The sequence below is a fragment of the Stenotrophomonas sp. 364 genome, from assembly GCF_009832905.1.
In the GTDB taxonomy this organism is placed as follows: Bacteria; Pseudomonadota; Gammaproteobacteria; order Xanthomonadales; family Xanthomonadaceae; genus Stenotrophomonas; species Stenotrophomonas maltophilia_AP.
Genome location: NZ_CP047135.1, coordinates 2,576,427 through 2,588,803, shown reverse-complemented (window position 1 = coordinate 2,588,803; position 12,377 = coordinate 2,576,427). Strand labels below are relative to the sequence as shown.

Annotated in this window: 12 protein-coding genes; 5 read left to right on the top strand and 7 right to left on the bottom strand. The window is 67.0% G+C overall.

Annotated elements, in window-relative coordinates:
• Positions 1-36 precede the first annotated feature (36 nt).
• The 4 genes from GQ674_RS11770 to GQ674_RS11755 all read left to right on the top strand — a co-directional run bounded on the left by GQ674_RS11770 (position 37) and on the right by GQ674_RS11755 (position 3,178).
• The gene (locus GQ674_RS11770) at positions 37-900 is read left to right on the top strand and encodes a DUF3298 and DUF4163 domain-containing protein (protein WP_159497230.1); all 864 of its coding nucleotides are present in this window, start codon (positions 37-39) and stop codon (positions 898-900) included.
• Positions 901-914: 14 nt separating this feature from the next.
• On the top strand, positions 915-2,033 hold the full coding sequence (gene cfa / locus GQ674_RS11765; protein WP_159497229.1) for a cyclopropane fatty acyl phospholipid synthase: 1,119 nt from the start codon (positions 915-917) through the stop codon (positions 2,031-2,033).
• A gap of 339 nt (positions 2,034-2,372) precedes the next feature.
• Positions 2,373-2,735, top strand: a complete 363-nt coding sequence (locus GQ674_RS11760; RefSeq protein WP_159497228.1) for a hypothetical protein — start codon at positions 2,373-2,375, stop codon at positions 2,733-2,735.
• Between the two features lie 50 nt (positions 2,736-2,785).
• Entirely contained in the window at positions 2,786-3,178 is a 393-nt protein-coding gene (locus tag GQ674_RS11755; protein WP_159497227.1) for a tetratricopeptide repeat protein, read from the top strand.
• 104 nt (positions 3,179-3,282) lie between these two features.
• Here GQ674_RS11755 and GQ674_RS11750 read toward each other — a convergent pair whose 3' ends face one another.
• A complete protein-coding gene (locus GQ674_RS11750) occupies positions 3,283-5,454 on the bottom strand; it encodes a M3 family metallopeptidase (RefSeq protein WP_159497226.1) in 2,172 nt (723 codons plus the stop codon).
• Between the two features lie 389 nt (positions 5,455-5,843).
• Between GQ674_RS11750 and GQ674_RS11745 the strand changes: the two genes are divergently transcribed.
• Positions 5,844-6,329 carry a glutathione peroxidase gene (locus GQ674_RS11745; RefSeq protein ID WP_159497225.1) on the top strand — a complete coding sequence of 162 codons (486 nt, stop codon included), beginning with the start codon at positions 5,844-5,846 and terminating at the stop codon, positions 6,327-6,329.
• A gap of 112 nt (positions 6,330-6,441) precedes the next feature.
• Here the strand turns inward: GQ674_RS11745 and GQ674_RS11740 are convergent, their stop codons facing one another.
• The 6 genes from GQ674_RS11740 to GQ674_RS11715 form a co-directional block, all read right to left on the bottom strand.
• The gene (locus GQ674_RS11740) at positions 6,442-6,987 is read right to left on the bottom strand and encodes a TlpA disulfide reductase family protein (protein WP_159497224.1); all 546 of its coding nucleotides are present in this window, start codon (positions 6,985-6,987) and stop codon (positions 6,442-6,444) included.
• A gap of 179 nt (positions 6,988-7,166) precedes the next feature.
• Positions 7,167-7,412 (bottom strand): hypothetical protein, encoded by a 246-nt coding sequence (locus tag GQ674_RS11735; protein ID WP_159497223.1) that lies wholly within the window; start codon positions 7,410-7,412, stop codon positions 7,167-7,169.
• Between the two features lie 662 nt (positions 7,413-8,074).
• A complete protein-coding gene (locus GQ674_RS11730; protein WP_159497222.1) occupies positions 8,075-8,854 on the bottom strand; it encodes a ferredoxin--NADP reductase in 780 nt (259 codons plus the stop codon).
• Between the two features lie 94 nt (positions 8,855-8,948).
• Positions 8,949-10,820 carry an ABC transporter ATP-binding protein gene (locus GQ674_RS11725; RefSeq protein WP_159497221.1) on the bottom strand — a complete coding sequence of 624 codons (1,872 nt, stop codon included), beginning with the start codon at positions 10,818-10,820 and terminating at the stop codon, positions 8,949-8,951.
• Positions 10,821-10,969: 149 nt separating this feature from the next.
• The gene (locus GQ674_RS11720; RefSeq protein ID WP_159497220.1) at positions 10,970-11,413 is read right to left on the bottom strand and encodes a carboxymuconolactone decarboxylase family protein; all 444 of its coding nucleotides are present in this window, start codon (positions 11,411-11,413) and stop codon (positions 10,970-10,972) included.
• A gap of 35 nt (positions 11,414-11,448) precedes the next feature.
• On the bottom strand, positions 11,449-12,345 hold the full coding sequence (locus tag GQ674_RS11715; protein WP_159497219.1) for an RNA polymerase sigma-70 factor: 897 nt from the start codon (positions 12,343-12,345) through the stop codon (positions 11,449-11,451).
• Positions 12,346-12,377: the final 32 nt, after the last annotated feature.

The following is a 12,377-nucleotide window of genomic DNA, read 5'->3' as shown; positions in this document are numbered from 1 at the left end:
CCGATCATCATGCTGGGTTTCAACAAGGGGATTGCAATGAACATCGTAGTAAACCGTCGCGCGCTGCGCGCCAGCGCGTTGGCCCTGGCCGTGGGTCTGGTGCTGGTGGCCGGCTGCAAGCGTGACGCCGCCGATACCGCGGCACCGCCGGCCGATGGCAGCACGGCGGCGCAGCCGGCCAACATCGAGACGCCGAACGATGTGGCGGCGTCGGTGGAACTGCGCGACGTGATCGAGAACACACCGCAGGCCGTGGTGGGTATCAGTTACCCGACCGACATCGCGCGGTACCCGGGCCTGGCCAAGGCGTTGTCCGACTATGCCAGCGCGGCGCGCGGCGAGCTGCAGCAGGCGGTGGACGGCCTCGGCAACGACAAGCCGACCATGCCCTACGAGCTGTCGCTGAGTTTCGAGAAGGTACTGGAAACCCCGCAGCTGGTGGTGGTCAGCGCCGATGGCAGCCGCTACACCGGCGGTGCGCATGGCGAGCCGCTGGTGGCGCGCTTTGTGTGGCTGCCCGAGCAGCAGCAGATGCTCACCGCTGACAAGCTGGTGGCCGACGCCAAGGGCTGGAAGGCGGTCAGTGATTACATCGGCGACCAGCTGCGCGAGCGCGTGGCCACCCGCCTGAGCAGCGAAGACATGGACCCGGGCCAGTTGCAGGAGTCGCTGCGCAGCGCCAGCCGGATGATCGCTGACGGCACCGAGCCGAGCGCGGAGAACTTCAGTCAGTTCCAGCCGCTCACCGGGACCGATGGCAAGATCAGTGCGGTCCGCTTTGTGTTCCCGCCGTACCAGGTGGGGCCGTACTCGGATGGCACCCAGACCGTGGATGTTCCGGCCAGCGTGCTGGCGCCGCACGTCGGCACCGCCTACGCGGGGCTGTTTGCCCGGGGCTGACCGACGGAGGCAATGTGGACGCGGGACTGCAACGACGAGTGACGCTGTTGCTGCACGAGGCGGGGGTTACCGTTGGCGGTGACCAGCCGCACGACATCCACGTGCATGACCCGCAGTTCCATACGCGGGTCATGGCCCAGGGCTCGCTCGGCCTGGGCGAGAGTTACATGGACGGCCAGTGGGACGCCGCCTCGCTGGACGGGTTCCTGTGTCACCTGATGCAGGCCCACCTGGACGAACGCGTGCACGGCTGGCGCGAAGTGGCCGATGCGCTCAAGGCGCGCCTGTTCAACCTGCAGGCGGGCAGTGGCAGCTTCGAAGTTGGCAGGCGCCACTATGACCTGGGCAACGATCTGTACGAGGCCATGCTCGGCCAGCGCCTGGTCTACAGCTGCGGCTACTGGCGCGATGCCCAGGACCTGGATGCCGCCCAGGAAGCCAAGCTCGACCTGATCTGCCGCAAGCTCGGGCTGCGCCCCGGCCAGCACGTGCTGGATATTGGTTGTGGCTGGGGCGAGGCATTGAAGTTTGCCGCCGAGCGCTATGGCGTGTCCGGGGTGGGCATCACCATCTCGCAGGAGCAGGCCGACTACGCACGCCAGCTGTGCGCCGGGCTGCCGATCGAGATCCGCCTGCAGGACTACCACGACGTCGAGGAGACCTTCGACGCGATCTTCTCGGTGGGCATGTTCGAACACGTGGGCGACAAGAACTATCGCGGGTATATGGAGATGGCGCGGCGTTGCCTGCATCCACACGGGCTGTTCCTGCTGCACACCATCGGCGGCAACCTGTCGCGCCACCGCACCGACCCGTGGATCGCGCGCTACATCTTCCCCAATTCGATGCTGCCCTCGGCGGCCCAGGTCACCGCCGCGTTCGAGGGGCTGTTCGTGCTGGAGGACTGGCACAACTTCGGCACCGACTACGATCGCACGCTGCAGGCCTGGCGGTTGAACGTGGAAAACGCGTGGCCGCAGCTGGACCCGCAGCGCTACGATGAACGCTTCAAGCGCATGTGGCGTTTTTACCTGGCGGCGTCGATGGCCAGTTTCCGCTGCCGGCATGCGCAGCTCTGGCAGCTGGTGCTGTCCCCCCATGGTGTGCCGGGTGGGTATGTCGCGCCGCGCTGAGGGGTAGCACACAGACCGCGCACGGGTGTCGTTTCGCGACCCGCCACGCCCTCGGCGCTGTGGCAGCCGTGACGCTGTAACGCTGTGTCTGCGCCATTGGGTGACGCGTACGCCCCGACATCCCGCAATGACGTGTTTGCCTATTGTCCGCGTCCCGCGGCGAACCGACCCTCTCTACGACACTGATGTCATGTCGATCCTGAGAGTCCTCGTATGCGTCAATCTCGTTCTGTTCGTCTGATCACCGCAGGCCTGGTCCTGGGTATGGCAGCCAGCGCCTCGGCCGTTGCCCAGCAAGCCTGCTTTCCGCACGACCCGTGGGGCGGCGAAGTGCCGTGCATGTCCTCCGACCTGACGGCCTGCTACAAGTGGAACCTCGGCAAGCTTCCCGCTGACGTCGGCGTCATCGAGTCCCAGAAAATGCTCGGTCACCACGCGGCGATGGCCGGTGTGATTACCGATGTGACCGGTGCGGCGGGCAATCTGGTGCTGATGGCCCATGACGCCGATGGGTATGCGCAGGCGGGGACCCTGTACGTCAAGGTGGGTGCCGCGCCGACCCGTACGGACTTCGATTGCCGTATCGACGCAGCCAGTGGCCAGATGTGCAGCATGCCGCGTGGACACGGCCAGGATGTCCACTATCGCGTGGAGACGGGCAGCATGCCTGCGCGCATCCACGTATACGCGTTCCCGGGCTGAGCCTGCGGGCATCGACGTCGCTTATGGGGCGCGCGGTCTACCATGTACCGATGCCGCTTCTGCCTGCCACTGTCAACGACGCCCTGCGAACCGCGCGGCAGCATGTCCATGCGGCCTTCGCCGGCACGCACGACGCGGACGCTGCACTGCAGGCGGCGTGTGCGGTTCTGGACGATGCGTTGGGCGTACACGCCGATGACACGCGTCTGCTGACCGCATTGGGTACCGTTTACTGCGACCGCGGGCAGTACGCACAGGCCAGTGCGCTGCTGCGCCGCGCGCTGGCCATGGGCAGCGACGACCGCCACGCTGCGTTCAACCTGGGTGTGGCGTTGCTCAATCTGGGCCGTAGCTCCCAGGCACGGACAGCGTTCAACACTGCTGCCACGATGACCGCCTCGGCGCACACCTGGGAAGCGTGGTTCGATCCGCAGGCGCATTGACGGCCGTACCCACCGAGGGTGGGTATCTACCGCGGCAGGAAGACCAAAAAAGAACGCCCGGCGTGGCCGGGCGTTCTTCTGGTGCGCGTCGATGGAGCGGACGCTTACTTTTTGCTGTCACCGGAGGTCAGGCCACGCTTTTCCAGCAGCGGCTCGATCTGCGGGGCGTGCCCGGCGAAGTCCTGGAACAGCTGCATCGCGTCCACGCTGCCGCCCTTGGACAGCAGCGCCTTGCGGAAGTGGTCGCCATTCTTGCGGCTCAGGCCGCCGTTCTCGCGGAACCACTTCTGGGTGTTGGCGTCGAGCACTTCGGACCAGATGTAGGCGTAGTAGCCGGCCGAGTAGCCGCCCATGATGTGGCTGAAGTACGGGGTCTTGTAGCGCGGCGGAACCGGCGCGTAGTAGATGCCGTCCTTCTCCAGCGCGGCGCGCTCGAAGGCCATTACGTCCTTGGCAGCCGGCACCTGGTCCGGACCGATCTGGTGCCAGCGCTGGTCAAGCATGGCCGCGCCCAGGTATTCGGTGGTGGCAAAGCCCTGGTTGAACTTGGCTGCGGCAATCACCTTGTCCAGCAGCGCCTGCGGCATCGCCGAGCCGTTCTGGTAGTGCTTGGCGTAGTTCTTCAGGATGGCCGGGTTGTCCGACCACATTTCGTTGACCTGCGAGGGGAACTCGACGAAGTCGCGCGGCACGGCGGTCCCGGAGAAGTACGGATACTTCACGTTGGAGAACATGCCGTGCAGGGCGTGGCCGAACTCGTGGAAGGTGGTGGTCACTTCATCCCAGGTCAGCAGGGTCTGCTGGCCGGCCGGCGGCTTGGGAATGTTGAGGTGGTTGGCCACCACCGGCTTGAAGCCGGTCAGCGCGGACTGGGACACGTACGAATTCATCCAGGCGCCGCCGCGCTTGGAGGCGCGTGCGTACGGGTCGAAGATGAAGATCGCCAGCTGGCTGCCGTCGGCATCGAACACGTCATAGACGGTGACGTCGTCGTGGTAGACCGGCAGGTCGGTGCGCTGCTTGAAGGTCAGGCCGTATTCCTGGTTGGCGGCGAAGAACACGCCGTTTTCCAGCACGTTCTTCAGCTCGAAGTACGGCTTGAGCTGGGATTCGTCGAAGTTGTACTTGGCCTGGCGGACCTTCTCGCTGTAGAACGCCCAGTCCCAGGCTTCGAGCTTGAAGGTGGGCTTGCCGGCGGCCTTCTGTTCCTGGTCGATCATGGCCTGCAGGTCGGCCGCTTCGCGCTTGGCGTTGGCGACGGCGGCCGGGGCGAGCTGGCCGAGCATGGCGTTGACCGCTTCGGGGGTCTTGGCGGTCTGGTTGGTGAGGTTGTAGGCGGCGAAGTTCGCAAAGCCCATCAGCTTGGCCTTGTCGGCGCGCAGCTGCATGATGCGCGAGACCAGGGCGGTGTTGTCGTACTGGCCGCCGCGGCTGCCACGGGTGATGGAGGCTTCGTAGATTTTCTGGCGCAGGTCGCGGTTGCGCAGGTTGGTCAGCGGCGGCTGGCCGGTGGTGTTGAGCAGGGCGATGACGTACTTGCCGTCGAGCTTGCGGGCCTTGGCGGCTTCGGCAGCGGCGGCGATCTGCTCGGGCGACAGGCCGTCGAGCTGCTTGACGTCGTCGACGACGACGGCCGAGGCATTCACCTCGTTCTGCACGTTCTGGCTGAAGGTGGTGCCGAGGTTGGCCAGCTCGGCGTTCATGGCCTTGAGCTTGGTCTTGTCGGCATCGTTGAGCTTGGCGCCGGCGCGGACGTAGCTTTCGTAATACTTTTCGACCAGGCGCACGCCTTCGGCGTCGAGGCCGAGCTGGGCGCGGGTGTCGTACAGGGTCTGGATGCGGGCGAACAGCTTGCCGTTGAGGGCGATGGCGTCGCTGTGGGCGGCAAATTTGGCGGAATAGTCGGCCTGGAGCTTTTTGCGGGTGTCGTTGGTGTCGGCGCCGACCAGGCTGAAGAAGACGGTCGTTGCGCGATCCAGGGTGTCACCGCTCTTTTCCAGGGCGATGAGGGTGTTGTCGAAGGTGGGCTTGGCCTTGTTGTTGGCGATGGCCTCCACTTCCTTGAGCTGCTGGTCCATGCCGGCGTCGAAGGCGGGGGCGAAGTCGCTGTCCTTGATCTTGTCGAACTGCGGGTAATGCAGCGGCAGCGGGCTGTCGGCGAAGAACGGGTTGGCCTGCTGGGCGTTCGCGGCGGCGGGGGTGGCGGCGACGGCGGAATAGGCAGGCAGGGCAAGGCCGAGGGTCACGGCGACGGCAAGGGCAAGACGGGTGGTCAAGGGGAATTCTCCGGTCAGACAAGTGCCCGAGGGTAACCCGGGGGGACGGGGTGGGGCTTGTGTCGAAAGGCATGTTGAACGCGTGGAGCGGAAGGCGGCGGTCGGAGTCCCACGTGCGCGGGGCGGGTGGGGGTTCGCGGGGCACGCTGCAAGTACATCCCTGTAGGCTCGTGGGCGCCATCCATGGCGCCCAACGGCCCCGCCAACCCCCACCCGCCCCGCGCGGGACACTTGGTCGGCGCATCGCCGAGTGCCGCATCAGAGGGTAGTGCCGGCCGCTGGCCGGCTCCCCATCAACCCCACCGCGCCAGCACCCCCCCCCCCACGGCCCGCTGCCACGTTCATCCTGATCACGGCGCTAAGATGGGTTTTTGCGCAGGAGCCCGGCCATGACCACCGCCTTCGATTTCTCGTTCGTGGACCTCAACGGCCAGCCGCAGGCGCTGGAGCAGTACCGGGGCAAGGTGTTGCTGGTGGTGAACGTGGCCAGCAAGTGTGGGTTTACCCCGCAGTACGAAGGGCTGGAGGCGTTGTGGCGGGAGTACGCCGCGCGCGGGCTGGTGGTGATCGGGTTCCCGTGCGACCAGTTCGGTCACCAGGAGCCGGGCAACGCCGAGGAGATCCGCAGTTTCTGTTCGCTGACCTACGCGGTGGATTTCCCGCTGTCGGACAAGGTGGAGGTCAACGGCGACGGCGCGCACCCGCTGTGGCAGTGGCTGAAGGCGGAGAAGTCCGGGCTGCTGGGCACGCGCGGGATCAAGTGGAATTTCAGCAAGTTCCTGATCGGCCGCAATGGCCAGGTGCTGCAGCGCTATGCGCCGACCGACACCCCCGCGTCGCTGCGCGGCGATATCGAAGCCGCGCTGGCTGGCTGATACCGGCCGGCACTGCGTCCCGGTAGTGCCGGCCGCTGGCCGGCTCCTCGCATTACGGGAGGGCCACATGTCCCAGCCACGCATGGCGTGGCTCTACCGCGGCCGGGGGAAATCAGCCGCCGGCCTGGCGGTTGCGCACATCTTCGGGCAGCAGGGCGAGGATGTCGTCGACGATGTTCGGCAGGCTCTGCTCGGAATAGCCGCGATGCACGCGGGCGATGCTGCCGTCGTGGCCGATGATGAACATGTGCGGGATGGTCTGGATGCCGTACTGGTCGCTGACCACGCCCTTGGCATCGTGGATGTAATCCAGCGGCGGGGCGTTGCGGCTGCGGGCGATGGCGACGAAATCGGCGCGCGGTTCCTTCAGGTTCACCGCGTAGACCTGCAGTGCGTCATGCCCGATGACCTTCTGCAGTTGGCCCAGGATCGGCAGTTCCTTGCGGCACGGGCCGCACCACGAGGCCCAGAAGGTGACGATGACGATCTTGCCGCGCTGGCGGGCCAGGTCGACCACGTCGCCATTGCGGTCCTTGCCCAGGATCTGCGGCGGGGTATCGCCGGCTTTCGGTGAGGCCGTTGCGGGCGCGGCGGCGCTGGCGGCCAGGCTCATGGCGAGCAGCAGGCAGGCGAGGGCGGGGCGGATCGTCCTGATCATCGGCATGGCTCCGTTGAGCGCCGGGCAGACGCCGGGCTGCGGTCGACTATACCCCAGCTGTCCCCAGCCGTTGCCGGGCTGCCGCTGGCCTGCAGTGAGCGCCGGCCGGGCGGCGGAAGAGCAGAACAGCAGCGCGCTTGCGCGATGCTGCTGCCTGTATCAAGCGTAGAGGCGCCGGATCAGTTTTCCGTGCACTTCAGGCTGTTGTAGCGGAAGCGGCCCGGCAGCGATGCGATCACGGCGATGAACTGTGCCTCCGCGGCGCCGACGTCCGGTGCGCTGATGGACGGGCTGAAGAACAGGCTGCCGCCATTGCCCGACGGGCTGATCTTGGCCGAGCAGGTGAACGACGCCGCCTGTGCCGCCGATGCAGCGGCCATCGTGGACAGGGACACCAGCAATGCGGGGAGCAGATACTTCTTCAAGGGGGATGTCTCATGCGTGGGGGCGGCGTGCTGTGGTCGCCGCAGAAAACAGCCCATGCAGTCTAGGTGGCGGCCCTTCGCCGCGCGGCTGGTGGTGGCGTGTACGGCCCGCCCGAGGTGTCGCAGCGGGCCTGTTGCCCGGCGCAAACCTTGGCGCGTCCGGGTTCTGGCGCGGGGCGGATGCCGCCAGGTCGGTCGAGCATCGGTCAGGCGCGGGTGACGCATGCAGCTGGCGATGCGCGTGGGCCGGTTCCGTGCGGAGACGAAAATGTGCACGTGACGACCTGCAACGGTCCATCTCCGGCGCATGGCGCCGGGAGTGCCCGGGCGCCAGGGGACGCTCTGATCGCGGGAGCTGACCAACGGTCGGCTCTACCCGGCAGGGCCGCGATCGTCGAATCAGCCCGTAGAGCCGGGCTCTGCCCGGCTGGCGCGCAGGTTGGCGAATCAGCCCGTAGAGCCGGGCTCTGCCCGGCTAGCGCGCCGGTTGGCGCATCAGCCCCGTAGAGCCGGGCTCCGCCCGGCTAGCGCGCCGGTTGGCGCATCAGCCCCGTAGAGCCGGGCTCTGCCCGGCTGGCGCGCAGGTTGGTCGATCAGCCGGGCAGAGCCCGGCTCTACGGGTTGGCGCAGCTTGATCAGCCGGGCGGAGCCCGGCGCCGCGGTTACTTCTCGACGAACGCGCGCTCGAACACGTAGTGGCCGGGGGTGCCGATGCGCGGCGAGGTCTGGAAGCCTCGGCTGTCCAGCACGGTGCGCAGGTCGGCCAGCATCTGCGGGCTGCCGCAGATCATGGCGCGGTCGTTTTCCGGGTCCAGCGGCGGCAGGCCGAGGGTCTTCTGCATCTCGCCGCTTTCCATCAGCGAGGTCAGGCGGCCCTGGTTGGGGAACGCCTCACGGGTGACGGCCGGGTAGTACAGCAGCTTGTCGCCGATCATCTCGCCGAGAAACTCGTGCTCGCGCAGTTCCTTCTCGAACAGGTCGCGGTAGGCCAGGTCCTTTTCGTAACGCACGCCGTGGGTGAGGATCACCTTGTCGAAGCGTTCGTAGGTTTCCGGGTCCTTGATCACCGACAGCCACGGCGCCAGGCCGGTGCCGGTGCCCAGCAGGTACAGGTGCTTGCCCGGGTGCAGGTCGCTGATCACCAGGGTGCCGGTGGGCTTCTTGCCGACCAGCACCTTGTCGCCGGGCTGGATGTGCTGCAGGCGCGAGGTCAGCGGGCCGTCCTGTACCTTGATGCTGAAGAACTCCAGGTTCTCTTCCCAGTTGGCGCTGGCGATCGAATAGGCACGCAGTAGCGGCCGCGTTTCGGTTTCCAGGCCGATCATCACGAACTGGCCATTCTCGAAGCGGAAACCGCTGTCGCGGGTCGTGGTGAAACTGAAGTAGGCGTCGGTCCAGTGACGGACCTCGAGCACCGTTTCGGCGCCGAAAGCGGAAGACATGGGGGTGGGGTCTGATCTGTTTTGTCCCGCCCAGTTTATCTCAAATGAGATAAATTCTCATTGACTGGCCGGGAAGCGGCGGGGGAAGGGGGTTTCAGCGGTAACCAGCGGCCTGCAGCTCGAACAGTTCGGCATAGCGGCCGCCCTGGGTCATCAGCTCGGCATGGGTGCCGCTGGCCTCGATCCGGCCGTCGGCCAGCACCAGGATGCGGTCGGCCATGCGCACTGACGAGAACCGGTGGGAGATCAACACCGCGGTGCGGTTGTCGGACAGTTCCTTGAAGCGCTGGAATACCTCGAATTCGCTGCGCGCGTCCAGCGCGGCGGTGGGCTCATCCAGAATCATCACCTGCGCGTCGCGCATGTAGGCCCGCGCGATGGCGATCTTCTGCCACTGCCCGCCGGACAGATCCACGCCCTGTTTGAAGCGGCGGCCGATCAGCTGTTCGTAGCCGTTGGGCAGCGCGTTGATGACCTCGTCGGCCATGCCGCGGCGGGCGGCATCGCGTATGCGTGCATCGTCGGTCATCGCCTCGACCAGGCCCACGCCGATGTTCTCGCCTGCGCTCAGGTTGTAGCGCACGAAGTCCTGGAAGATCACCCCCATGTTGGCGCGCAGGTCGTCCAGGTCGTAGTCGCGCAGGTCACGCCCGTCGAGCAGGATGCGGCCCTCGTCGGGGTCGTACAGGCGCGCCAGCAGCTTCACCAAGGTGGTCTTGCCGGCCCCGTTTTCGCCCACCAGGGCCAGCACTTCGCCGGCACGCAATTCGAAGTCCAGGTGGCGCACCGCCCACGATTCGGCATCGGGGTAGCGGAAGCCGACGTTCTCGAACACAAAGCCCTGGGTGATCGGCTGCGGGATCGCCACGGCGTCGGTACGCGAGTGGATTTCGGGCTGGATCTGGAAGAACGAGAACAGGTCGTCCAGGTACAGCGCCTGGCCGGCCACCTGCGAGAACCCGATCAGCAGGCCCTCCAGCAGCTGGCGCAGGCGCAGGAAGCTCCCAGCCAGGAAGGTGAGGTCGCCGATGGAGAAGTCGCCGCGCACAGTGCGCCAGGCGATGTAGGCGTAGGCGGTGTAGTAGCCCAGTGTGCCCAGCGCGGCCAGCAGCGTGCCCCAGAACGCACGCTTGCGCGCCAGTGCGCGGTTGGCGTGGAAGAACTTGTCGGCCAGGTACTTGTAGCGCTCGATCAGGAACCGGTGGAGGTTGAAGATCTTCACCTCCTTGGCGGTTTCCACGCTGGCCCCGATCTGGCGCAGGTAGTCCAGCTGGCGGCGTTCGGGCGTCCACTGGAAATTGAGCGAGTAACCGGCCGCGTTGAAATGCGATTCGCCGATGAAAGCCGGCACCAGCGCGACGGCCAGCAACAGGATCAGCCACGGCGCGTACACCAGCAGGCCCACCGCCAGGCTGGCCACGGTGATGGCGTCCTGCACCTGGCCGAACAGCTGGCTCATCAGGTTCATCCGGCCCATGGTCTGGCGCCGCGCGCGGTCCAGTTTGTCCTGCAGGTCGGGGTCTTCGAAATCTTCCAGGTCCAGCTCGGCGGCATGTTCCATCAGCCGCACGCTGGTGACGTTGGTAAACAGTTCCGAGAGCAGGCTGTCGGCGTAGTTGACCGCGCGGCCCAGCAGATCGGAGACGATCGCCAGGCCGAACTCCAGCGCCAGCAGACCGAGCAAGGGGTTGAGCAGGCCGCTGGACAACGCCTCGCCGAACGGCGGGAAGCCGGCCTCGTGCTGGCTCAGGTGCAGGGCCGCGTCGATGATCAATTTGCCCACGTACAACATCGCCACCGGCAGCAACGCACGGATCAGGCGCAGGCCCAGGCTGGCGCTGGCCAGGGCGGGGCTTGTCTGCCACACCTGGCGCAGGAACGGGGGCAGGTTGCGCATCGCCTGGAAACGTTCGCGCAGGCTGGGATTCTTCTGGCCGGGCGCACCGGCAGCGGGGGAGGCAGGCATGGGCGGTATTGTGCGCGCCCGCGCCGTGGCGGAGGGATGAATGCGTTGCATGCCATGACACCAAAGCCGCACCCATCCCAACCGGTAGGTGCCGACCGTTGGTCGGCACACAGCAGCACGGCGCTACCGGGCGGGATGGATGTGCCGGGTTACGGCAGCGGCGGCAACAGCCCCGCGCCCAGACGGTTCCAGGCATTGATCACGGCCACGCCGACGCTCAGGTCGCTGATGCCCTTTTCATCGAAGTGCGGTGCCAGCGCATCGAACGCCGCGTCCGAGGGCGCGCCGTCGGGCAGGCGGGTCAGTGCTTCGGCCCAGCCCAGCGCGGCGCGCTCGCGGGCCTCGAAGAAACGGCTTTCGTGCCACGCCGGCAGCGTGTCCAGCTTGCGCGGCTCGATACCGCCCTTGCGCAGCGCGGTGCCGTGCATGTCCATGCAGTAACCGCAGCCATTGATCTGCGACACGCGCAGGAACACCAGCTCCATCAACGTCGGGTCGATCGAACTGTCATGCACGACCTTGCTGGTGGCCAGCAGGCCCTTGATGGCCTCATTGGCCAGGCGGAAATAAGGAACGCGGGGAGAAGCGGACATGGTGGACTCCATGACGGCCCCGTTGGCCGTCTTCATCAGGAGGACGCGCCCGCCTCGCACGCTGTGACGAGTGCGGTGAGTTTTTCCGGATTGAGCACGCTCAGCACCCGCGTGATGCGATCGCCGTCGATGCTCACCAGGGTCACCGAGTGCAGCTGCTCACCCTGGAAACGCAGGATGGCCGGTTCGCCGTTGACGTAGCCGATGCGGGCCGGGTGCGCCCCGTTGCGTCGCGCGATCGCCCAGTACAGCTGGGCGATGCGTTCGGCGCCTAGCAACGGGCGGATGGCCGCCGTGACCCGGCCGCCGCCGTCGGACACCATCTCGGCATTGGCATGCAGCAGCGACAGAATGGCCGCCTGGTCGCCGCGCTGGGAGGCATCCATGAAGCGGGTCAGCAGGTCGCGGTGCTGCCCGGCGCTGACCGCGAAGCGGGACTTGCCGGCCTGCAGCCGCTGGCGGGCGCGGTGCACCAGCTGCCGGCAGTTGGCCGGGCTGTGATCGAGCAGGGGGGCGATGTCGGGGTAGTCGTAATCGAACACGTCCTTGAGCAGGAAGGCGGCGCGCTCGTCCGGCCCCAGCTGCTCCAGCATGGCCAGGAAGGCCATCGACACCTCGTCGGCCAGCGCATGCCGCTGGGCCGGGTCGTGCAGCGGATCAGGGTCCAGGGCGATCTCCAGCGGTTCGGGCAGCCACGGCCCCACGTACTCGATGCGGGCGTTGCGCCGCGCCCGCAGGCGGTCCAGCCCCAGGCGCGTGGTGGCGGTCACCAGCCAGCCCTCCGGATCGCGGATGCTGGCGATGTTGGCGTCCTGCCAGCGCAGCCAGGCGTCCTGGACCACGTCCTCGGCATCGCTGCGGCTGCCCAGCAGGCGGTAGGCCAGGGCGAACAGGCGGGGGCGGTGGGTCTGGAAGGTATCGGTCGGGGTCATGCCGGGAGGACGCCGCCGGGGGAGCGGTTGTG